This is a genomic window from Microbispora sp. NPDC049633 (assembly GCF_040675265.1).
Classification (GTDB): domain Bacteria; phylum Actinomycetota; class Actinomycetes; order Streptosporangiales; family Streptosporangiaceae; genus Microbispora; species Microbispora maris.
In genome coordinates, this window is record NZ_JBFAOO010000030.1 from 31,555 (window position 1) to 53,503 (window position 21,949).

At 69.1% G+C, this 21,949-nt stretch carries 23 protein-coding genes and 1 riboswitch; of the genes, 8 read left to right on the plus strand and 15 right to left on the minus strand.

All coding sequences use genetic code 11. The features are described from left to right. Positions 1-54: 54 nt before the first annotated feature. The 5 genes from groL to AB0J39_RS10870 form a co-directional block, all read right to left on the minus strand. Positions 55-1,677 carry a chaperonin GroEL gene (gene groL, locus AB0J39_RS10850; protein WP_363463196.1) on the minus strand — a complete coding sequence of 541 codons (1,623 nt, stop codon included), beginning with the start codon at positions 1,675-1,677 and terminating at the stop codon, positions 55-57. A gap of 452 nt (positions 1,678-2,129) precedes the next feature. After that, a complete protein-coding gene (locus AB0J39_RS10855) occupies positions 2,130-2,330 on the minus strand; it encodes a cold-shock protein (RefSeq protein WP_079319298.1) in 201 nt (66 codons plus the stop codon). Positions 2,331-2,582: 252 nt separating this feature from the next. Continuing rightward, a complete protein-coding gene (locus AB0J39_RS10860) occupies positions 2,583-2,858 on the minus strand; it encodes a MoaD/ThiS family protein (RefSeq protein WP_030509193.1) in 276 nt (91 codons plus the stop codon). Between the two features lie 45 nt (positions 2,859-2,903). Continuing rightward, positions 2,904-4,178, minus strand: a complete 1,275-nt coding sequence (gene thrC, locus AB0J39_RS10865; protein ID WP_363463197.1) for a threonine synthase — start codon at positions 4,176-4,178, stop codon at positions 2,904-2,906. 14 nt (positions 4,179-4,192) lie between these two features. Beyond that, a riboswitch (SAM riboswitch) is annotated at positions 4,193-4,332 on the minus strand. A gap of 97 nt (positions 4,333-4,429) precedes the next feature. Further along, the gene (locus AB0J39_RS10870) at positions 4,430-4,981 is read right to left on the minus strand and encodes a sigma-70 family RNA polymerase sigma factor (protein WP_363463198.1); all 552 of its coding nucleotides are present in this window, start codon (positions 4,979-4,981) and stop codon (positions 4,430-4,432) included. 103 nt (positions 4,982-5,084) lie between these two features. Between AB0J39_RS10870 and AB0J39_RS10875 the strand changes: the two genes are divergently transcribed. Both AB0J39_RS10875 and AB0J39_RS10880 read left to right on the plus strand, forming a co-directional pair. Further along, positions 5,085-6,509: a trehalose-6-phosphate synthase gene (locus AB0J39_RS10875; RefSeq protein WP_363463199.1), complete on the plus strand. Its 1,425-nt coding sequence runs from the start codon at positions 5,085-5,087 to the stop codon at positions 6,507-6,509. A gap of 51 nt (positions 6,510-6,560) precedes the next feature. Beyond that, positions 6,561-7,718 carry an MFS transporter gene (locus tag AB0J39_RS10880; RefSeq protein WP_363463200.1) on the plus strand — a complete coding sequence of 386 codons (1,158 nt, stop codon included), beginning with the start codon at positions 6,561-6,563 and terminating at the stop codon, positions 7,716-7,718. 12 nt (positions 7,719-7,730) lie between these two features. On the opposite strand, the gene AB0J39_RS10885 is transcribed toward AB0J39_RS10880, so the two are convergent. From AB0J39_RS10885 to AB0J39_RS10900, 4 genes are all read right to left on the minus strand, one after another. Next, the gene (locus AB0J39_RS10885; RefSeq protein ID WP_363463201.1) at positions 7,731-8,330 is read right to left on the minus strand and encodes a hypothetical protein; all 600 of its coding nucleotides are present in this window, start codon (positions 8,328-8,330) and stop codon (positions 7,731-7,733) included. Between the two features lie 68 nt (positions 8,331-8,398). Then, complete coding sequence (locus AB0J39_RS10890; protein ID WP_363463203.1) at positions 8,399-8,998, minus strand: hypothetical protein; 600 nt, start codon at positions 8,996-8,998, stop codon at positions 8,399-8,401. A 10-nt stretch (positions 8,999-9,008) separates the two neighbouring features. Beyond that, positions 9,009-9,830 carry a trehalose-phosphatase gene (gene otsB, locus AB0J39_RS10895; RefSeq protein ID WP_363463204.1) on the minus strand — a complete coding sequence of 274 codons (822 nt, stop codon included), beginning with the start codon at positions 9,828-9,830 and terminating at the stop codon, positions 9,009-9,011. A 107-nt stretch (positions 9,831-9,937) separates the two neighbouring features. Beyond that, positions 9,938-10,216 (minus strand): DUF3263 domain-containing protein, encoded by a 279-nt coding sequence (locus AB0J39_RS10900; protein WP_363463205.1) that lies wholly within the window; start codon positions 10,214-10,216, stop codon positions 9,938-9,940. 107 nt (positions 10,217-10,323) lie between these two features. Here AB0J39_RS10900 and AB0J39_RS10905 point away from each other — a divergent pair, with 107 nt between their 5' ends. Then, the gene (locus tag AB0J39_RS10905; protein WP_363463206.1) at positions 10,324-11,130 is read left to right on the plus strand and encodes an SAM-dependent chlorinase/fluorinase; all 807 of its coding nucleotides are present in this window, start codon (positions 10,324-10,326) and stop codon (positions 11,128-11,130) included. Between the two features lie 11 nt (positions 11,131-11,141). On the opposite strand, the gene AB0J39_RS10910 is transcribed toward AB0J39_RS10905, so the two are convergent. From AB0J39_RS10910 to AB0J39_RS10930, 5 genes are all read right to left on the minus strand, one after another. After that, entirely contained in the window at positions 11,142-12,158 is a 1,017-nt protein-coding gene (locus AB0J39_RS10910) for a dipeptide ABC transporter ATP-binding protein (RefSeq protein ID WP_363463207.1), read from the minus strand. Further along, positions 12,142-13,173, minus strand: coding sequence for an ABC transporter ATP-binding protein (locus AB0J39_RS10915; RefSeq protein ID WP_363463208.1), 1,032 nt, complete (start codon positions 13,171-13,173; stop codon positions 12,142-12,144). Before AB0J39_RS10915 ends, AB0J39_RS10910 begins: the two co-directional genes overlap by 17 nt. Positions 13,174-13,186: 13 nt before the next feature. After that, complete coding sequence (locus tag AB0J39_RS10920; RefSeq protein WP_363463209.1) at positions 13,187-14,134, minus strand: ABC transporter permease; 948 nt, start codon at positions 14,132-14,134, stop codon at positions 13,187-13,189. Beyond that, a complete protein-coding gene (locus tag AB0J39_RS10925; RefSeq protein WP_363463210.1) occupies positions 14,127-15,053 on the minus strand; it encodes an ABC transporter permease in 927 nt (308 codons plus the stop codon). The genes AB0J39_RS10920 and AB0J39_RS10925 overlap by 8 nt, the downstream gene beginning before the upstream one ends. Before the next feature lie 131 nt (positions 15,054-15,184). Next, positions 15,185-16,864, minus strand: a complete 1,680-nt coding sequence (locus tag AB0J39_RS10930; RefSeq protein WP_363463211.1) for an ABC transporter substrate-binding protein — start codon at positions 16,862-16,864, stop codon at positions 15,185-15,187. 398 nt (positions 16,865-17,262) lie between these two features. Here AB0J39_RS10930 and AB0J39_RS10935 point away from each other — a divergent pair, with 398 nt between their 5' ends. The 4 genes from AB0J39_RS10935 (at position 17,263) to AB0J39_RS10950 (ending at position 19,806) form a co-directional block, all read left to right on the plus strand. After that, positions 17,263-18,168: an ABC transporter permease gene (locus AB0J39_RS10935; RefSeq protein WP_169986566.1), complete on the plus strand. Its 906-nt coding sequence runs from the start codon at positions 17,263-17,265 to the stop codon at positions 18,166-18,168. 121 nt (positions 18,169-18,289) lie between these two features. Further along, entirely contained in the window at positions 18,290-19,018 is a 729-nt protein-coding gene (locus tag AB0J39_RS10940) for an ABC transporter ATP-binding protein (RefSeq protein ID WP_363463217.1), read from the plus strand. 19 nt (positions 19,019-19,037) lie between these two features. Continuing rightward, positions 19,038-19,574 (plus strand): YbhB/YbcL family Raf kinase inhibitor-like protein, encoded by a 537-nt coding sequence (locus AB0J39_RS10945; RefSeq protein WP_363463212.1) that lies wholly within the window; start codon positions 19,038-19,040, stop codon positions 19,572-19,574. Positions 19,575-19,635: 61 nt separating this feature from the next. Continuing rightward, positions 19,636-19,806: a hypothetical protein gene (locus tag AB0J39_RS10950; protein WP_363463213.1), complete on the plus strand. Its 171-nt coding sequence runs from the start codon at positions 19,636-19,638 to the stop codon at positions 19,804-19,806. 139 nt (positions 19,807-19,945) lie between these two features. Here AB0J39_RS10950 and AB0J39_RS10955 read toward each other — a convergent pair whose 3' ends face one another. Next, positions 19,946-20,908 (minus strand): hypothetical protein, encoded by a 963-nt coding sequence (locus AB0J39_RS10955; protein WP_363463214.1) that lies wholly within the window; start codon positions 20,906-20,908, stop codon positions 19,946-19,948. Positions 20,909-21,295: 387 nt separating this feature from the next. Between AB0J39_RS10955 and AB0J39_RS10960 the strand changes: the two genes are divergently transcribed. Continuing rightward, on the plus strand, positions 21,296-21,865 hold the full coding sequence (locus AB0J39_RS10960; protein WP_363463215.1) for a DUF1707 domain-containing protein: 570 nt from the start codon (positions 21,296-21,298) through the stop codon (positions 21,863-21,865). Positions 21,866-21,949 lie beyond the last annotated feature (84 nt).

Here is a 21,949-nt window from a genome sequence, read left to right on the forward strand (position 1 = left end):
GCGGCTCCCCCGAGGGGGAACCGCCCTTCCGTTGAGACGAAGCAGGCAGATGGATCAGAAGTCCATGTCGCCGCCGCCGGGCATGGCGGGGGCCTTCTCCTTCTCGGGCTTCTCGGCGATGACGGCCTCGGTGGTCAGGAACAGCGCCGCGATGGACGCCGCGTTCTGCAGCGCCGAGCGGGTGACCTTGGCCGGGTCGATGATGCCGGACTCGAACATGTTGACGTACTCGCCGGTCGCGGCGTTGAGGCCCTCACCAGCCGGGAGGTTGCGGACCTTCTCCACCACGACGCCGCCCTCGAGGCCGGCGTTGACGGCGATCTGCTTCAGCGGCTCCTCGAGGGCCTTGCGGACGATCGCGGCACCGGTGGCCTCGTCGCCGTTGACCTCGAGCTTGTCGAACGCGTTGGCGCCGGCCTGCAGCAGGGCCACGCCACCGCCGGGGACGATGCCCTCCTCGACCGCGGCCTTGGCGTTGCGGACGGCGTCCTCGATGCGGTGCTTGCGCTCCTTGAGCTCGACCTCGGTGGCCGCGCCGGCCTTGATGACGGCCACGCCGCCGGCCAGCTTGGCGAGGCGCTCCTGGAGCTTCTCGCGGTCGTAGTCGGAGTCGGTGCGCTCGATCTCGGCGCGGATCTCGTTGACCCGGCCGGCGATCTGCTCGGCGTCACCGGCGCCGTCGACGATCGTGGTCTCGTCCTTGGTCACGACGACCTTGCGGGCGCGGCCGAGCAGGTCGAGGGTGGCGTTCTCGAGCTTGAGACCGACCTCCTCGCTGACGACCTGACCACCGGTGAGGGTGGCGATGTCGCCCAGCATGGCCTTGCGGCGGTCGCCGAAGCCGGGGGCCTTGACGGCCACGGACTTGAACAGGCCGCGGATCTTGTTGACGACCAGGGTCGCCAGGGCCTCGCCCTCGACGTCCTCGGCGATGATGACCAGCGGCTTGCCGGACTGCACGACCTTGTCGAGCAGCGGCAGGAGGTCCTTGTTCGCCGATACCTTCGAGTTGACGATCAGGATGTACGGGTCCTCGAAGACCGCCTCCATGCGCTCGGGGTCGGTCACGAAGTAGCCGGACACGTAGCCCTTGTCGAAGCGCATACCCTCGGTGAGCTCCAGCTCCAGGCCGAAGGTGTTGCTCTCCTCGACGGTGATGACGCCTTCCTTGCCCACCTTGTCCATCGCCTCGGCGATGAGGGAGCCGATCTCGGTGTCGGCGGCGGAGATGGAGGCGGTGGAGGCGATCTGCTCCTTGGTCTCCACGTCCTTGGCGAGCTTCGACAGCTCCTCGCTGACGCGCTCGACGGCGGCCTCGATGCCCTTCTTCAGCGCCATCGGGTTGGCGCCGGCGGCCACGTTGCGCAGACCCTCGCGGACCAGCGCCTGAGCGAGCACGGTAGCCGTCGTCGTGCCGTCACCGGCGACGTCGTCGGTCTTCTTCGCGACTTCCTTGACCAGCTCGGCGCCGATCTTCTCCCACGGGTCCTCGAGCTCGATCTCCTTGGCGATGGAGACACCGTCGTTGGTGATCGTGGGGGCGCCCCACTTCTTCTCCAGCACGACGTTGCGGCCCTTCGGGCCGAGGGTCACCTTCACGGCGTCGGCGAGCTGGTTCATACCGCGCTCGAGACCGCGCCGGGCGTCCTCGTCAAACGCGATCATCTTGGCTGCCATTAGGCTAGACCTCCCAGTAGCAGGGTGTCTTCAACGGACCGAGCCGACGCCCGCGACGGCTTGAGCCCGCTATCCCTGCGCGGGCCCCATCGCCCCGATCCCGATTGTTGTCACTCTCGACCTCAGAGTGCCAAACAAGTATTTAGCACTCTCCCCCCGAGAGTGCAAGCGGAAGCCACCCTGACCAGCTTGGACGGTATGTCCAGAACGAGCGCAGCAGGTCACACCGGACCCGCCGGAAGTGAGCGCCCCGACGCGCGACGCGGGAGACACAGAGCAAGCCGGAGGGGCGCGCCGCCGGTCTGGACTGAGGAGCGCGCGGGAGCGAAGCGACCAAGCGCGACGAAGGAAGACGGCGGAAGTGAGCGCCCCGACGCGCGACGCGGGAGACACAGCGGAAGGCCCGGCGCGCGGAACTTCGTGCGCCGGGCCTTCCAAGGTCGATGACGGGATCAGACGGCCCGTACGGCCTCCGCCTGGGGGCCCTTCTGACCCTGCGTGATGTCGAACTCAACCCGCTGACCCTGCTCGAGGGCCTTGTAGCCGTCCATCAGGATTGCCGAGTAATGGACGAACACGTCCTTACCACCGTCTACCGCGATGAAGCCGTAGCCCTTGTCCGCGTTAAACCATTTGACGGTGCCCTGCGCCACTTCCGACTCCTCTTGCTGGGCTGGGGACCACCAAGAAGCCCCCGGTTTTGTCGATCGTCCTCGACCATACCCGTGTCAAGGCGTAGGACAACAGAGTCAATCCGCAAACTACTACTTGGCGTTCGCTCTAAGCAGGACCGAAGAATTTTCACTTTGCTGTTGAATAGTTGAGAGCTACACCATTTGCCATAGCACCGCCCGACTTCTTCGCCATAGAAGTGCATGTCAGGTGCTCGGCGCCGGTGCGGCGGCTCAGCCTCCGGCGACGGCGGGGATGACCGAAATCTGCACCCCGTCCGGCGTGGCGGTGTCCAGACCGTCGGCGAATCGGACATCCTCTTCTCCGACGTAGACGTTGACAAAACGCCGAATCTTACCCGTTTCGTCCAGGATGCGCCCGCCGATGCCGGGGTAGTCCGCGTCCAGCTTCTGCAGAACCTCTCGAAGCGTTCCCCCCTCCCCGCTCACCTCCGCGGCTCCGTTGGTGTACGTCCGGAGAATCGTCGGAATCCGCACGGAAACGCTCATTGTTCGCTCGCTTTCGTTGCTGCCGATGGGCCTGGTGAAACGCTTTCAGTTGGCGAATGCCGCACGGAAGGCGTCGAGAGAAGGACGGATGACGGCGGTGGGGCGGGCGTGCTCGGCCACCGCGTCGAGCGTCTTGAGCCCGTCGCCGGTGTTCAGCACCACGGTCTCGGCGTCGGGGTCGAGGCGCCCCTCGCGCACCAGCTTGCGCAGCACGCCGACCGTGACGCCACCCGCCGTCTCGGCGAAGACGCCCTCGGTCCTGGCCAGCAGGCGGATCGCCTCGACGATCTCCTGGTCGTTCACGTCCTCCACCGCGCCGCCCGTGCGCCGGGCGATGTCGAGCACGTACGGCCCGTCCGCCGGGTTCCCGATCGCCAGCGACTTGGCGATGGTGTCGGGCCGCACCGGCTGCACCACGTCCTGCCCGGCCTTGAACGCCCGGGAGACCGGCGAGCAGCCCTCGGCCTGCGCGCCGAAAATCCGGTACGGCCGATCCTCGACCAGCCCCAGCTTGATCAGCTCGCGGAAGCCCTTGTCGATCTTGGTGAGCTGCGAACCGGAGGCCACCGGGATGATGATCTGGTCGGGCAGGCGCCAGCCGAGCTGCTCGGCGATCTCGTACGCCAGCGTCTTGGAGCCCTCGGCGTAGAAGGGCCGGAGGTTGACGTTGACGAAGCCCCACTTCTCGCCCAGCTCGTCGCCGATGAGCTCCGAGCAGAAGCGGTTGACCTCGTCGTAGTTGCCGTCGATGGCGACCAGACGGCCGCCGTACACCGCGGCCATGACGACCTTGGCCGGCTCCAGGTCGGCGGGGATGAAGACGCAGGAGTCCAGTCCGGCCCGGGCGGCGGCCGCGCTCACCGCGCCGGCGAGGTTGCCGGTGGAGGAGCACGACAGGGTGTGGAAGCCGAAGTTGCGCGCGGCCTCCAGCGCGATCGAGACGACCCGGTCCTTGAAGGAGTGGGTGGGGTTGCCGGAGTCGTCCTTGACGTGGAGCGACCGCAGCCCCAGCTCGGCGGCCAGCCTGTCGGCCTTAACGAGCTTGGTCCAGCCGGGCTGGAGGTTGGGCTTGGCCGCCACGTCGGCGGGAACGGGGAGCAGGGAGCGGTAGCGCCAGATGTTCGCCGGACCGGACTCGATGTCCTCCCGGCGGATCTCGCCGAATTCGTACGCCACCTCAAGGGGGCCGAAACACTCCGTACAGGCGAAGATCGGGCCGAGTTCATAAAGCGTGCCGCATTCGCGACACGAAAGACCCGTGGCGGGGCCGAACTCGACGGTGTTCGCGGCGGTGTTAGCGGCAGTGCTGGTGTGCGCCATGAAGCGAGGCCTTTCCCTCATCTTCGCTCGCGACCACCCTGGCCGCGAGCCGGAATTGGCACCTGTCCCGGCCGGGCCTCGTGGACACGAGTTCGACACCGGGGAGGTTGCCGGGGCTTCGCAGGGCCGGTCCCTCCACCCCTCTGGATGAGCATGTTCAGTTGTGGAACCTTTCCGAGAAAGGTCCCTAGCACTGTACCCCGGCGTCCTCCGTGTCCGTTCCGATGTCTCACATAACGAGACGATCCGTATCAGCCGTACGCCTCGCCGAGAGCGGCCTGCACGTACTTGCGCGCCTGATGGATCCGGGACTTGACCGTGCCGAGGGGGATCTTCAGCTGGTCGGCGACCTCCGAATAGTCGAGCTGGCAGATGTCGCGCAGCACGAGCGCCTGGGCGAGGTCGGGCCGCTCGGCCTCCAGCGCCTCCATCGCGTCGAGCAGGTCGAGCCGCGACCCGGCGATGACGCTCACCCGCCGGGGATCGGGCCGCTGGTCGGGCAGCTCCTCCGCCTGCTCCGACGAGCGCCGCTTCAGCGAGCGGTAGGTGGTCCTGGCGCAGTTCACGGTCACGATGTGCAACCAGGTGCTGAACTTGGCGCGCCCCTCGAACCTGCCGATGTTGCGTGCCACGGCGAGCAGCGTGTCCTGCGCGGCCTCCTCCGCGTCCTGCCGATACGGTAGAAGCCTCTCGCAGTGCCGCAGCACGTCGGGCTCGATGCGTCGCAGCAGTTCACCGAGCGCGCGATGGTCCCCCTGGGCAGCCGATCGGGCCAGGTCCTCGGTCGTGTCGTCCAGTGCCATGCCGTATCCAGCCCTTCCGCGATCGGTTGACATCCTATTGACGGAGGTCGGCTTTTATTAATCTTCCGGCATGCGCGCCCGCTCTGATCGAGGGACAGCCCAGATGAGCAGCACCGTTCTTATCGCGTCCAACAGGGGCCCGGTGTCCTTCACGCTGTCGGAGGACGGCGGCCTGACCATGCGCAGGGGCGGTGGCGGCCTGGTCTCGGGCCTGTCCGAGGTGGTCAGGGACACCGACGTCCTGTGGGTCTGCGCCGCGCTGTCGGACGGCGACCGGGGCGCGGTGCGCCAGGCGCCCGGCGGCCGGCTCGACCGGGCCTTCGAGACGGGGCCGATCCGCATGCTGGACATCCCGCCCGCGGTCTTCCACCGGGCCTACAACGCCGTGGCCAACTCGACCCTCTGGTTCGTCAACCACCTGCTGTACAACACGCCCTTCTCCCCCGAGTTCGGCACGCGGTTCCGCCGGGAGTGGGAGTCGTACCGCACGTACAACGGGGCCTTCGCACTGGCCCTCGCCGAGGAGGCGGCGCCCCGGGCGCGCGTCATGGTGCAGGACTACCACCTGACGCTGACCCCGGCGATGCTCCGGGTCGACCGCCCCGACCTGCGCATCGGCCACTTCTCGCACACGCCCTGGGCGCCGCCCGAATACTTCGCGCTGCTGCCCGAGGACGTCGCGGCCGAGGTGCTGACCGGCATCCTCGGCGCCGACCACGCGGGGTTCCTCACCGCCCGCTGGGCCCGCTCCTTCATGGACTGCTGCGACGTGCTGCTCGGAGCCCGGGTGGACCACGCCGCCCGTACGGTGACCTACGACGGGCGGACCACCAGGATCGGCGTCCACCCGCTCGGGGTGAACGGGGAGGCGCTGCGGGCGCGGGCGGCCGAGCCGGACGTCGAGTCGCACATGACCGCGATCAAAGACCACGTCGGCGACCGCAAGCTCATCGTGCGCATCGACCGCACCGAGCTGTCCAAGAACATCGTGCGCGGCCTGCGGGCCTACCAGGAGTTCCTGGCCGCCCATCCCGAGTGGCACGGCCGGGTCGTCCACCTGGCGTTCGCCTACCCCTCCCGGCACGACCTGCCCGAGTACCGCGAATACACGGCGGCCGTGCAGCGCTGCGCGAAGGAGATCGAGGACGAGTACGCCACCGAGGACTGGGACCCGCTCATCCTCAACGTCAACGACGACTACCCGCGCTCCCTGGCCGCCTACCGGCTGGCCGACGTCCTGCTCGTCAACCCGATCAGGGACGGCATGAACCTGGTGGCCAAGGAGGGCCCGATCCTGTCGCCCCGGTGCGCGCTGGTGCTGTCGCGCGAGGCGGGCGCGGCGGCCGAGCTGGGGGCCGACTCGCTGCTGGTCAACCCGTACGACGTGTCCGGCACGGCGGCGGCGCTGCACGAGGCGCTGACGCTGCCGGAACAGGAACGCCTCACGCGCGGCCTGCGGCTGCGGGAGGCCGCCACCGCCCTGCCGCCCCAGCGCTGGTTCGAGGACCAGCTCGCCGCGCTGCACTGAACGAGGCCGCCGATCAAGGCTCTTTCCTCGTTGCGCTAACCTTGCCTGGTTTTGGAACGCAACATAAAGGTCACCAGGGACGGCCCCACCTGGTTGGTCTATCTGCAGCTCGCCACCTTCGCCACCTACCTGTACGGCCTGTCGGCCGCCGTGCCGCTCCTGCGCGCCGAACTCGGCGTGTCCCAGGCCGTCGCCGGGCTGCACGGCACCGGGATGGCGCTCGGCGGCATCGCCGGCGGGCTGGCCCTGCCCACGCTGACCAGGCGGCTCGGGCGCCGCGCCGTCACCTGGGGCGGCCTGGCCGGGATGAACGCCGGGGTGCTCCTCGTCGCGTTCGGACACTCGCTTCCGCTCACGCTCGCCGGTTTCACCCTCGCCGGCGGCTGCGGCTCGACGGCCCTGTACGTGATGATGGCGGTGCTCAGCGACCACCACGGCCCGGCCGGGGCGGCCGTGATCAGCGAGGCCAACGCGGTCGGCGTCACCGCCGGCATCGCCACCACCTACGTCTTCAGCGTGGTGGCCGAGTCGCCGATCGGCTGGCGTCCCTCGCTGTTCGTCCCGGTGGCGGCCACCCTCGTGCTGGCCCTGGTCATGGGGCGGGTGTGGGTGCCGCCCGCGCCCGTCCCGCCGCCGTCGCCCGCGGCCTCTCTCCGGGTCCCGTACGGCTGGCGCTTCCACGTCGCCGGCTTCGTGCTGTTGTGCTGCGTGGCCCTGGAGTTCGCCTTCAACCTGTGGGCCGCAGCGTTGTTCGGCCAGCGGACCGGCCTGTCGCCCGGCGTGGCGGCGACCGGGCTGACCGCGATGCTGGCCGGCATGGCCGCGGGCCGGTTCGGCGGCGCCCGGCTGGCCCTGCGCTTCGCTCCGGGAGTGGTGCTGCTGGGCTCGCTCGGGGTGACCCTGGCCGGCTGGACGCTGTTCTGGATCGGGACCTCGGCGCCGGTCTGCTACGCCGGGCTCGCGCTCAGCGGGCTCGGCATCTCGGTCCAGTTCCCCATGGGCCTGACGCGCATGATCGAGGTGTCGGGAGGCCGGCCGGACCAGGCGTCCGGCACGGCCTCGATCTGGGCGGGCGTGGGCTCGGGCAGCGGGCCGTTCGTGCTCGGCGCGCTGGGGGACGGCTTCGGGACGCACACGGCGTTCCTGCTCGCGCCGGCCCTTATCGCGGTGGCCGCGGGCGGGGTCGTGGGCTCCCGGTCGCGTTCCTGAGCCCCGGACCGGTCAGCTCCAGGTCGCGTTCTTGAGGATCGCGGCCAGCTGCGGGTGGTCCCACTGATCGAGGACCAGCACCTTGGACGAGGGCAGATACCACTCGCGCTGGTTGTAGTGCAGCTTCACCCGCCACTTCTTGTCGACGCAGGTCGCCGCCCACTTGTGGTAGTCCGCCTTGTGGCCGGGCCCGACCTGCCGCAGCCCCTTGTCCGCGAGCTTCCACTCGCCCTTGTACAGCTTGTAGCTCTTCGGGCAGATGCTGACGTCGGTCGCCGGGTCGAATCCGTACTTCGACTTGTAGGACTGGAACGTGTGGTTCCCGATCTTCAGCGCCTTCGGGCCGAGGATCCAGAAGCCGTGGCACCCATAGTCGCGGAAACCGTAGTCCTCGGTGCCGAAGGTGGGACACGAGCCGGTGATGACGCGCACCCAGTCCTTGTCGTCCTTCGCCACCTTCCACGACTTGGGGATCGTGAGGGTCAGGCCGCTGCGCAGACGGACCTGTTTGGTGCCGCCGCTCTCGCTCGCGTACGCCGCCGCCGGAACCGCCAGGGACGCCGCGAGCACGGCCAGACCGGCCGCCGCGGCCGAGATCGTCTTTCTGAACATGCCGAAAACACTAGGCGCGGTCACTTGCGGACGACTTGTGGCCCGATAGGCAGGAGATCGCCAAGCGCTCAGCTCCAGGTCGCGTCCTCGAGGATCGCGGCGAGACCCGGGGTCCTCCACTGGTCGACCACCAGGATCCGCGACGACGGCAGGTACCACTCGCGCTGGTTGAACCGGGCCTTCACCGTGCCGGAGGTCAGGGTCCTGCAGGTGCCCGCCCAGTCGCGGTAGTCGGCCTTGTGCCCCGGCCCGACCTGCCGAAGCCCCTTCTCGGCGAGCGTGGTCCGGCCGATGTAGAGCTTCTTCTTGACCGGGCAGGGCCCGACGTCGGTGGCCGGATAGAACGGGCCGTCCGGCGTGTACGCCTGGAACAGCTCATGGCCCACCTTGATGGCCTTGGGGCCGAGGATCCAGAAGCTGTGGCACCCCGAGTCGCGGAAGCCGTACGTGTCCGTGCCCTTGGTGGGGCACGAGCCGGTGACGACGCGCAGCCAGTCCGCGCGACCGGCGTCGACCCGCCAGGACGAGGGGATCTTGAGGGTCAGGCCCTTGCGCAGGTGCAACGTCTTGGTGGCCGCGCTGTCGCTCGCGTACGCCGCCGCCGGAACGGCCAGGGACGCCGCGAGCACGGCCAGGCCGGCCGCCGCGGCCGAGATCGTCTTCCTCATGCCCAGGACGTTACGCCCGGCGGGTTGCAGACGGCTTGCCCATCCTTGCCACGAGGTCGCCGAGAAGTGCCACGACGCCGTCGGGCCCGTCCACCACCACGTCGGCGCGCTCCGCCAGCGCGGTCACCTCCGCGGACCCGCTGCACACGCGTACGCCGGGAATCCCGGCCGTCTCGACCGCGCCGAAGGCGGCGAGGTCCCCCAGGTCGTCTCCGACGAACATGACCGAGCGGGCGCCGCGCTCGGCGAGGAAGGCCGACAGGGCCCGTCCCTTGTCCATCCCGGCGGGCCGCAGCTCCAGCACCATGCGGCCCGGCTCGACCGTCAGCCCGGCCTCCCCGGCCAGCGCCGCGACCGGCCCACGCAGCGCCTCCAGCGCCCCCACGGGATCGGCGCACCGCCGGGTGTGCACGGCGACGGCCCGGTCCTTGTCCTCGATCCACACCCCGTCGAGGCCCGCCGTGAGCTCGGGCAGCCGGGCGCGGACGAGGTCGAGCCCCGGCGGGGGCGGCGGCGCCGTCAGGCGGCCGTCCTCCCAGCGCTCCAGGCCGTAGTGGCCGAGGATCACCAGACCGGGCACGTCGGCGAGGGACGGCCCGCCGGAGACTTCGCCGAGGGCCAGCGCCGTACGCGGCGGGCGGCCCGTGACGATGACGACGGCGCGCACCAGCGGTGCGAGGGCGGCCAGCACGCCGGGAACGCCGGGATGCACCCGGGCGGCGGCGGGGTCGGGCACGATCGGGGAGAGCGTGCCGTCGTAGTCGAGCCCGATCACGGCGCCGGCCGGATCGGAGACGATCGCGTCGAGTCCTGCGTGCGCGGGCAGGGTCATGGCCTCACTCCGGTGGGGGTCAGATGCGTACGCCTCGGAACGGCCTCATGCCCCGGTGGCGGGGCTCATGCGTGCGGAGGGGAAAAGCCGGTGCCGCGGGAGAGGCACTAGGAGTTGAGTCCGAATCGGCGGGCCGAGCGGTCGCGCCGCCTGCCGGCCCTCATCCGGCGCAGCCGCTTGACGAGCATGGGGTCGTGCTCCAGCGCCTCCGGCCGGTCGATCAGCTCCCCGAGTAACTGGTAATACCGGGTCGCGGAGATGCCGAAGGCCTCCCTGATCGCCTGTTCCTTGGCGCCCGCGTAACGCCACCACTGGCGCTCGAACGCGAGCATCTCGCGGTCGCGGTCCGAGAGGCCGGGCCCGTCGCCGGCCGGTTCGGTGTCCATCCGCTCCTCCTCGATCGGCTCGCGAGCCCGTCCTATGGTAATGCGCGAACCAGCGAGGCGAACCCGGGGTGTTCAGGCCGGGCGGGACGGACGTAGTGTCACGTGATGTGAGCTCTGTAATCACGCTCCTGACCGACTACGGGCTGGAGGACGGGTTCGTCGCCGCGTGCCACGGCGTGATCGCGGGCATCGCTCCGCAGGCTCGGATCATCGACGTGGGTCACCTCGTCCCCGCCGGGGACGTACGGCGCGGCGCGGCCATCCTCGCGCAGACCCTGCCCTACCTGCCGGCCGGCGTACACCTCGCGGTCGTCGATCCCGCCGTGGGCGGCAACCGGCGCCCGGTCGCGGTGGAGGCCGGAGGACGGGTGTTCCTCGGCCCGGACAACGGCATCCTGTCGTGGGCCGTGCGCGCCGCCGGCGGCGCCGACGCGGCCTACGAGCTGACGAACACCGACCTGTTCCTGGAGAGCGTCTCTCCGACGTTCCCGGGACGGGATCTGTTCGCCCCGGTGGCCGCCCACCTGTGCACCGGGCGCGCGGTCGCCGACGTGGGGCCGCCGATGCCGGTGAACCGCCTGGTGACCCTGCCCGCGCCGACCTGCCGATTGCGGGACGGCGCGGCGGAGGGCGAGGTGCTGTCGGTGGACAGGCACGGCAACGTCCAGTTGTCGATCACCGCCACCGATTTGGCCGAGCTCGGCGTACGGCTCGGCGACACCCTCGCCGTGTGGCTTGGGCGCCGCCAGATCACCGTGCCGTTCCGCGAGACGTTCACCGCCGTGCCGCCCGGCGACCTGGTGGCGTTCGCCGACTCCGCAGGCCTGGTCGCGATGGCGATCAACGCCGGGGACGCCGCCGACCGCCTGGGTCTGCCCCCGGGCGCGCACGTACGGCTGTCGCCCGGGCGCTGACCCGGCCGGTCCTACTGGGCGTTCACCACGTCGCGGGCCTCCGCGAAGTGGCACGCGCTGGGGTGATCGCTGCCCGGGCGCACCTCGAGCGCCGGCGCCTGCTGGGCGCAGATGTCCTGCGCCTTCCAGCACCGGGTGCGGAAGTGGCAGCCCGAGGGCGGGTTGGCCGGCGAGGGCGGGTCGCCCTGGAGGATGATCCGCTGGCGCGTCTCCCGGCCCTCCGGATCCGGCACCGGCACGGCCGACAGCAGCGCCTGCGTGTACGGATGCGTCGGGCTGTCGTAGATCTGGGCGTCGCTGCCCAGTTCGACGATCTTGCCGAGGTACATCACCGCGACCCGGTCGGAGATGTGGCGGACCACCGACAGGTCGTGCGCGATGAAGATGTAGGCGAGGTCGAACTCGTTCTGCAGCCGCTCCAGCAGGTTCATGACCTGGGCCTGGATCGACACGTCGAGCGCGGAGACCGGCTCGTCGCAGATGATGATCTCAGGCTGGAGCGCCAGACCGCGGGCGATGCCGATGCGCTGACGCTGGCCGCCGGAGAACTGGTGCGGGTAGCGGTTGATGTGGTCGGGGTTGAGGCCGACCACCTCGAGCAGTTCCTGCACCCGGCGCCGCCGGCCGCCCTTCGGCACGACGTCCGTGTGGATCTCGAACGGCTCCCCCACGATGTCGCCGACGGTCATCCGCGGGTTCAGCGAGGTGTAGGGGTCCTGCATGACCATCTGGATGTTGCGGCGCATCCGCTTGAGCTCGGCGCCCCTGGCCGTGGTGATGTCCCTGCCGTGGATGCGCACGGAGCCCGAGGTGGGCCGCTCCAGCGCCATCAGCAGCTTGGCCAGCGTGGACTTGCCGCAGCCCGACTCGCCGACGACCCCGAGCGTCTCACCCCGGTGCAGGTCGAAGGAGACCCCGTCCACGGCCTTGATCGCGCCGATCTGCCGCTTGACGACGACGCCCTGGGTGAGCGGGAAGTGCTTGACCAGATCGCGGACTTCGAGGATCGACTCAGCGCTCGCCTTCATCGATGACCTCCCTCCAGTAGTGGCAGGCGCTGCCGCGGGTGCCACTGATCGTGTACAGCGGGGGAACGTCGGTCACGCAGTTGTCCCGCCGATACGGGCACCGCGGGTGGAAGGCGCAGCCCGTCGGCATCTCCAGCAGGTTGGGCGGCAGGCCCTTGATCGCGTACAGCTCCTGGCCCTTCTGGTCCACCCGGGGGATGGATTCGAGCAGCCCCTTCGAGTAGGGGTGGGCCGGGTTCTTGTACAGCTCGTGCACCGGCGCGTTCTCGACGATGCGGCCGCCGTACATGACCGCGATCTTGTCAGCGACGTCGGCGACGACGCCGAGGTCGTGGGTGATCAGGATCAGTCCCATGTTGCTGTCGCGCTGCAGTTCCGCGAGCAGCCCCATGATCTGGGCCTGGACGGTCACGTCGAGCGCCGTGGTCGGCTCGTCGGCGATCAGGATCTCCGGGTCGAGCGCGATCGCCATGGCGATCATGATGCGCTGCCGCATACCGCCGGAGAACTGGTGCGGGAAGTCGTTGACCCGGTCCTTGGCGGCCGGGATCCTGACCCGGTCCATCAGCTCGACGGCCTTCTTCTTCGCCTCCGCCCGCGAGGTGCCGCGGTGCATGCGGAACATCTCGGCGATCTGCCAGCCGACCGGGAAGACCGGGTTCAGCGACGACAGCGCGTCCTGGAAGACCATGGAGATGCCCTCCCCGCGGATCCTCCTGCGCTGGTCCTCGGGGAGCTTGAGCAGGTCGACGCCGCGGAAGCGGATCTCGCCGCCGGTCACCTTCCCCGGGGGCATGTCGAGGATGCCCATGATGGTCTGGGCGGTGACGCTCTTGCCCGAGCCCGACTCGCCCAGCACGGCGAGCGTCTCGCCGGCGTCCACGCTGTAGGTCACGCCGTTGACGGCCTTGGCCACGCCTGCCCGGGTGCGGAACTCGACATGGAGGTCGTCGACCTCCAGCAGGGCGCCACTGTGGGAGCCCCTGCCCATCTGCTCGGAAAGCACTTCCGTCACTCGCTGTGCCTCCTCATCGAAGCTTCGGGTCGAGGGCGTCGCGTACGGCTTCGCCGAGCATGACGAAGGTCAGCACGCACAGGGACAGGAACGCGGCCGGGAAGAACATGGCGTGCGGTCCGGTCCTCAGGTACGAGGTGTGGTCGGCGATCGCGATGCCCCAGGAGATGACCGGCGAGCGCAGGCCGATGCCGAGCAGCGACAGCGTGGCCTCGGCGCCGATGTAGCTGCCGATCGTGATCGTGGCGTACACGAGGATCGGCGCCAGCGAGTTCGGCAGCAGGTGCCGGAAGATGATCCGCAGCGGTCCGGCGCCGAGCGCCCTGGCGGCCTGCACGTAGTCCTGGTGCTTGGCCTGGATGACGGCCGAGCGGGCGATGCGCATCAGGATCGGCCAGCCCAGCAGGGCGAGCACGATGATGACGACCGCCATGATCATCGCTTTGCCGGGGTTCGACTGGGCCGGCGCGACGGTGCCGAGGATGATGATCGCGCCCAGCACGTACGGCAGGCCGAGGAACATCTCGCCGATCCGGGAGATGATCGCGTCGAGCCAGCGCCCGAAGTAGGCCGCCAGCACGCCGGTCAGGCCGCCGAGCAGGACGGTGGCCAGCGTGGCCAGCACACCGACGATGATCGAGGTGCGGGCGCCGTAGATGGTCCTGGCCCACACGTCCCGGCCCTGCAGGTCGTAGCCGAACCATGCCTCGGAGCTCGGCAGCTCCATGCTCTTGGCGAGCGTCGCGTACTCCGGGTCCTTGTGCGTGAACAGCGACGGGAAGGCCGCCATCAGGAGGAACACGATCAGCATCACGAGCGAGACCCAGAAGATCTTGCGTCGCTTCAGGATGTCCCACGTGTCGCGCCAGAGGCTGCGCTGGCTCTCCCGGACCGCGACCGGGCTCGCGGCCGGATCGTCCGCACCCTTGATCAGGTCTTGCGTCGCGGTCGGGTCACTCATAGCGGATCCTCGGGTCGAGCACGCCGTAGAGGAGGTCGACGAGCAGGTTGGAGATCAGGTACACGAGCACGAGCAGCGTGGCCACGGGGACCACGATCGTGTAGTCCTGACCGTTGATGGCCCGCCACAGCAGGCCGCCGATGCCGTGGATGTTGAAGATGCCCTCGGTGATGATCGCGCCGGACATCAGCGAGCCGACCTCGGTGCCGAGGAACGTCAGCACCGGGATGAGCGAGTTGCGCAGCAGGTGGATCCCGACCACCCGCCGGTTGCTCAGTCCCTTGGCCACGGCCGTGCGCACGTAGTCGGAGCGCAGGTTCTCCACGATGCTCGTACGCGTGAGCCGCGCGGTGAACGCCATGTTGAGGCTGGCCAGCACGAGCGCGGGAACGATCAGCTCGGGTACGGTCGCGGCGTCCGTCACGGTCGGCGAGATCACGTTCAGCTGCACGCCGAGCACCCACTGCAGCAGGTAGCCGGTGACGAAGATCGGCAGGGAGAGCAGGAACAGCGTGGAGAGCGTCACCACGTTGTCGATGAAGCCGCCCCGCTTGAGGCCCGACAGCACGCCGGCGCCGATCCCGATGATCGCCTCGAAGGCCACCGCCATCAGCGCGAGCCTGATGGTGATCGGCCAGGCGTCGCCGAGCTGGCTCGCCACCGAGACACCGTTGAAGTCGGTGCCGAGGTTGCCGGTGAACAGGTTCTTCAGGAAGTTCCAGTACTGCAGCAGGAGCGGCTGGTCCAGGCCGAACTGCTCGCGCATGGCCGTGACGTAGGAGTCCGGGCATGGCCGCTGGCCGCACCTCCCGGCGAACGGGTCGCCCGGGAGCTGCCAGACCATGTAGTTGATGATGAACGTCGTGCCGAGCACGACAGGCACGAGTTGCAGCAGGCGCCGGATCGCGTATCGGCCCATGCGCACCTCCGATCTGACGCTAAAGGTCGTACATGCGCCCCCGTGGGTCAACACGGAGTTCGCGAATGGACAGCCCACGAGGCCGGCCCCGGTGGGGGAACCGGCCTCGGGGGGTTCACGTACGAGCTGTCCTACGCTTCCTTGATCGCGATCGACAGCGGGTCGAGCACGCCGAAGGGAGTGACCTTCACGCCGGTCACCCACTTGGAGGTGCCGGCCTGCAGGCCGTAGGACCACAGCGGAATCGCGGGCATGTCCTGCTGCAGCATAGCCTCGGCCTCCTGGTAGAGGGCGTTGGCCTGCGCGGGGTCGGTGGCGGTGTCGGCCTCGTGGAGCTTCGCGTCGAGAGCCTTGTTGCTGTAGAGACCGTCGTTCGAGGAGGCGCCGGTCTTGTACAGCGGGTTCAGGAAGTTCTCGATGTGCGGGTAGTCCATCTGCCAGCCGGTGCGGAACGCGCCCTTGATCTTGTGCTGGGTGATGGTGTCACGCAGCTCGGCGAAGGTGGGCATGTCCTTGTGCACGAACTTCACGCCCGCGTCGGGACCGAAGGCCTGGTTGATGCTGTTGACCGTGGCCTCGATCCAGTCCTTGTGGGTGCCGTCGGCGTTGGACCAGATCGGGAACTCGGCCGGCGGGGTGTAGCCCTCGGACTTGGCCTTGGCGAGGAGCTCCTTGGCCTTGGCGGGGTTGTAGGTGCACAGGTCGCCGCAGGCGCCGTCCTTGAAGCCCTCGACGATCGGGGAGACCCAGCCGTTGATCGGGCTACGGCCCTTGTTGAAGATCTTCTCGGTGATCGTCTTGCGGTCGATCGCGTACGAGACCGCCTTGCGGAAGTCGGCGTTGCCGCCGAACTCCTTGTCGTACACCGGGAAGGTCAGCGTCTGAATGACGCCCTGCTGGCCGTCGATCGCGCGGTCGCCGAGGTCGGTCTTCCACTTGTCGCCGGCGAGGGCGGACGGCGGGATCAGCTCGGTGAAGTCGAGGTTGTTGGAGACCAGGTCCGCGTAGGCCGCGTTGTCGTCCTTGTACATCTTGTAGACGATCTTCTTGACCTTGGGCTTCTCCGGCCCGGGGTAGTCGGGGTTGGCCTCGACGATGATCTGCGAGTTGTGGTCCCACTGCACGAACTTGAAGGGGCCGTTCGTGACCGGCTTCTGCGCGAAGCCCTTCGGGTCCTTGAAGAAGGCCTCGGGCAGCGCCGAGAAGGTCGAGTAGCCCAGCTTGGTGCGGAACACCGAGATGGGCGCGGTGAGCGTGACCTTGAAGGTGAGGTCGTCGACGACCTCCAGGCCCTCCAGCTTGTCGGTCTCCGGCTTCGGAGCCTCCTTCGGCCCGTCGGGGCCGTCGGGGTCGGCCGTGTTGACCTTGTCGAAGCCCACGATGTCACCGAACCAGAAGCTGCCGAGCTGAGCGTTCGGCGAGTAGGCGGTGTAGTTCCAGGCGTCGACGTAGTTCTTCGCGGTGACCGGCGTGCCGTCGGTCCACTTCAGACCGGGCTTGAGTTTGATCGTCCACACCTTGTTGTCGGTGGTCTCGATCGACTCGGCCTGGTCGAGCTCAGGGGCGGCCGTGTCCGAGTTGTACTGAACGAGCTTGCTGTACACGAAGTCGTTGATCGTGCCGCCGCAGGTCTCGTTGATGTTTCCCGGGACGAAGCCGGTCTGGGGCTCACAGCCACGGATGTAGACGGTTCCCGACGCGGCTCGGGGGTTGTCCCCGCCGCCGCTACTGGAACCGCCGCCCCCGCCGCACGCGGCGACGCCGAGCGCAAGCAGCGCGGTGCCGGTGGCGATCTTCGCGCCCTTAGTCACGCGCATAGTGGATTGGTCCTCCCTCTAAGGATGGGCGTTCGCGCTGGTTAGCACCCGGTTTGCCGGGCTTCGTCAAACCAGCTGACGTCCTGCCAGTCGTCCGGAGCATCCCTTACCGGACGCACCAGAGGAGTCTCCGGCACGTTGCAGTTCGGTCACACGTGCGTCAGTCGGGCGTCACACACATTCTCGTGAGCCCAACCTTAAATGCCCAGCACGGCATCAAACTCCCCTTTAGAGTACATATACCGACAGACTGCCGGTCCTTTGGCCAAGGAGGGAGACGACACCCGCCTCCCGGTCCCCGGACGAGGATGTCCTGGGCTACCTTTGACCAGTCGCAGCCACGTCCGGTGCGACAGCCGTCCCACCGACCTCCATCCAATAGAGTCCATGCCATGAGCCAGCCGGAATCCGCGCTCGCGGAGGCCCAGGGTGGCGGCCGAGCCCCGGAGTCGCTGGCCGCGCTCGCCGAGCGTCACGGACTACGACGCGCCATCGCACGCCCCAGCATGCCCGCCTACCTGCGCCAACTGTGGGACCGGCGGCACTTCATCCTCACGTACGCCACCTCGCGCAACGTCTCGAAGTATTCCGAGTCGATGCTCGGCCAGCTCTGGCAGGTGCTGACCCCCCTGCTCAACGCCGCGGTGTACTGGCTGATGTTCGGCGTCATCCTGGGGCAGAGCAAGTCGATCGAGAACTACCCGGCGTTCCTCATCACCGGGGTCATGGTATTCACCTTCACCCAGCGCACGGTGATCAGCGGCGCCAAGTCCATCTCGTCGAACCTGTCGCTCATCCGGGCGCTCCACTTCCCCCGCGCCTCGCTCCCGCTCGCGTACACCATGCAGGAGCTCCAGCAGCTCGGCTACTCCATGGCCGTGCTGGTCCTCCTGGTGCTCGTCACCGGGGAGCCGATCACCTGGCTCTGGCTGCTGATCCCCGTCACCCTGCTCATGCAGCTGGTCTTCAACATCGGCATGGCCATGTTCATGGCCCGCCTCGGCGCGTTCATGCGGGACCTGAACCAGCTCATGCCGTTCATCACCCGCACCTGGCTGTACGCCTCCGGCGTCTTCTACGCGATCGACGACAAGACCAGGGAGCTGCCGGAGCTCCTCCGCTGGGTCCTGGAGTTCAACCCCGCCGCCGCCTACATCGAGTTCATGCGCGATCTGCTGATCTACCAGCGGTTCCCCGAGCGCTGGGCGTGGGTGACTTGTCTATTCTGGGCAGTGTTCGCGCTGATCGTCGGCTTCTGGTACTTCTGGCGAGCCGAGGAGAGGTACGGCCGTGGCTGAGCTGACCGAGGAGCTGTCGCAGGTGGCGCCCCAGCATTCCGAGACGCAGAATTCCGAGACGCAGAATTCCGAGACGCAGGCCCCCGAGACGCGCAATCCCAAGGTCGGGACCCCGACCGTCATCGTGGACGACCTGCACATCGTCTACAAGGTGTACGGCGCCGCGAGCGAGTCCGAGAAGGGCAACGCCGCCAACGCCCTCATGCGCATCCTGCGGCGGCAGGGCCGGCCGCAGATGAAGGAGGTCCACGCCGTCAAGGGCGTGAGCTTCGTCGCCCACCACGGCGACGCCATCGGCATCATCGGCCGCAACGGCTCGGGCAAGTCGACGCTGCTGCGCGCGATCGCGGGCCTCCTGCCCCCGCACAAGGGCGCCGTCTACACCAACGGCCAGCCGTCGCTCCTCGGCGTCAACGCGGCCCTCATGAAAGAGCTGACGGGCGAGCGCAACATCATCCTCGGCTGCTACGCGATGGGCATGACGCCGGCCGATGTACGCGAGAAGTACGACGAGATCGTGGACTTCTCCGGCATCGGCGACTTCGTCCAGTTCCCCATGTCGACGTACTCGTCCGGCATGGGCGCCCGGCTGCGCTTCGCCATCTCCTCGGCCAAGACGCACGACGTGCTGCTCATCGACGAGGCCCTCGCCACCGGCGACCGCGAGTTCAAGAAGAAGAGCCAGCAGCGCATCAAGCAGATGCGCGAGTCCGCCGGCACGGTCTTCCTGGTCGCCCACAACCTCGACGTGATCGAGGAGACGTGCAACCGGGTGATCTGGCTGCACAAGGGAAAGATCAGAATGGAAGGCGACCCCCAGGAGGTCCTGGAGGCGTACAACAAGGCCTGAGAGAAACGGAGGGGTGACCGTGCCGACGCCGCCACCGATCCCGTACGACCATCTGCCCGAGGTGCCCGCGCTGACCGTCGAGAGCGACGACGTACGCGACGGCGAGCGGCTCCCCGAGGCCCACGTGTTCAACGACTGGGGCATGAGCGGGCAGAACGTCTCCCCGCATCTGCGCTGGTCGGGCGCCCCGGAGGGCACCAAGAGCTACGCCGTCACCTGCTTCGACCCCGACGCGCCCACGGGCAGCGGCTTCTGGCACTGGGTGCTGTACGACATCCCGGCCGGCGTCACGGAACTGCCGGCGGGCGCGGGCAACGGCCCCGACTTCAAGGCACTGCCCGAGGGTGCCAAGCACGCGCGCAACGACTTCAGCACCAAGGAGTACGGCGGGGCGGCGCCGCCTCCCGGCTACCCGCACCGCTACCTCTTCGCCGTGCACGCCCTCGGCGTGGAGTTCCTGGGCGTCGACGCCGACACGCCGCCGGCCGTGGTCGGGTTCAACATCACGGCCAACACGCTCGCCCGCGGCTATATCGCACCTGTGTACGAAACCTGATGCGTGAGGGCCGCTCGTTCCACTATGATTCGAACGGAGATTCGACATAGGGGAGGGGCGGATGAGCGACCTGGCGACGGCGATCGACAATCTGGCCGCCGAAGATCCCTCGGAGCTTCCCGTCGGGCTGATCGCCGAGCAGCTCATCGAGCTGCACTGGCAGATGGCCCGCCTGCAGGCCCAGATCGCCAGGCGCACCCACCTGCGCCTGCATACCGACTCACCGAACTAGCGCGCGGACGGCCGGCGCCCTTCAGGGGCGCCGGCCGCTTTCGTCATCGACGTCTTTCCAGTGGTCCTGCCGTACGCGGGGCCTCCGGTGCCACTCGGCGTATCGCCTTCGCGGCGGCGGAGGAGGACTCAGGCGTCGATCACCTGCCGTAGCCGCCCTGCCGCGCGGTCGGCGGCGCGACGCTGGACACCATGCCCGGGGCGGACGAGACCGTGCTCGACGCCGTGGCGTCGGCCGTGGCCGTCGCGGAGGTGGCCAGCCCGGCCGCCGCTCCCGTCGACGCGGCGGCTCCCCGCGCCGGAACGTCCGTCGTGCCGCGGACCGTCTTGGTGACCGCGTGGGCGTTCGCGTCGGCCCGGGCGGCGGCATCGGTCGCCGTCGCCTGGGTGCTGCTCATGGCGCCGTCCGCCGGAGTGTCGCACGGCACCAGCGCCAGCAGACCGCCCGCGCTGCCCGCGGTCGCCGCGACGGCGGCCTTTGCGCTGAGCAGCACGCTGAGCCTGGCGGTGGCGTTGAGCCCGGCGTGGGCGGCGGCGCCCACGGTGGCGACGGCCGCCGCCGAGGCGTCCACGGCGGCGGCGGTCTGGCCGGTGACGGCGACGACCGGCCTGCCGACCTGGGCGGCGAGGTCCGCCGCGACGTCCGCCTTGGCGGCCACCGCCGCGTAGACGTTCGCGTTGACGTCCGCGACCGCGACCAGGGCGGCCGTCAGGTGGGCCTCCAGCCGGGCGACCACGTTCGCGGTGACGGTGACGGTCGCGTCGGCCACGATGTCGGCCGCGATGTCGGCCGCGGCGTTGATCTGGGCGTTCGCCTCGGCCGACAGACCGGCCGTGACGGTGCCGCAGAGCTTCGCGACGGCGAGGAGGTGGGCCCTGATGTCAGCGGTCAGGTTCACCGCCACCTCGGCGGTCGCGTCGGCCTGCGCGGCGACGCCGCTCGTCGCCCCGCCGACGGCCGTGCCCTGCAGATCGGCCAGAAGCCTCGCCACCGACGCGACCCGGTGCTCCGTGCACTTCTGTGCGCACACGTCGGCCTGCGCGGGCGCGGCGAGCATGCCGGCGATACCGATCGTGACGGCGACGACGGCTGTCCTAACCACTCGTTTCATTGACTTGCCCCCGGTTCATATTCCTTTTCACGAGAGTGGGAATGACGAACCCAAGAACCCCCGTGCGTCGGCGAGCACGCCGACAAAGACGTCGGCATTTCTATCAGGCCCGATCACGGCCGAAAGCCCTGCCGAGCAGGGGATCCGCGGCCCGTGCCCGCCCGGAAAGTCGGTATATCAAGCACCGGACGACCACTTCGCGGTCACCGCAATCCCGCCTCCGGAGAAAGCCACGGTAAACACGACGCCCAGTCCCGGCGACAGATCTTTCCGCTCACTTTTAGCGACGCGCCGCCGAGCCTCGCGACCCGGCCCCGCCGGGACCGATCGCGAGCTCGCCTTATCGCGACATATCTCGACAGGAGTTACGCTGGCGGAGTGACTCTCCTCACCCCCCATGCGGGCGACGACCCCGCACAGCGCGCTTCGGACGCCGACCGCGACCAGGTCGCCGCCGTCCTCGGCGAGGCGCTTGCCACCGGCCGCCTGACGAGCGTCGAGCACGCGGACCGGCTCGACGCCGCCTACAGCGCGGTGACCGTCGGCGACCTCGTGCCCCTGGTCAGGGACCTGCCCGACGTGGCCCGTCCCCCGGCCACGCCCGCCACGGAACGGCACCGGGTCTCCGCGGTGTTCAGCAAGGTCATCCGGCGTGGGCGCTGGGTCGCCGGGCGGCACACCGAACTCAGCTCGGTCTTCGGGGCGCTGATCGTGGACCTCAGCGACGCGGTGCTGCCCGGCCGTGAGGTGACGCTGGAGCTGAACTCCTTCTGCGGCAAGCTCATCGTCACCGTGCCGGCCGACGCCAGGGTGATCGACGAGGGCAGCGCGGTCTTCTCGAAGCGCTCGGTGACCGGCGGGAACGGCGACGGCGACGGCCCGCTGATCCGCGTCACCGGCAACGCGCGGTTCGGCAAGATCGTGGTTTACCGCGGGACACGTCGCTGACGGCCTACGATGCGGCCATGCAGCCCACCGGCCGTGCGCTGCCCGTGGCGCTCGACGCCATGGGCGCGTTGTCGCCGCCCAGGG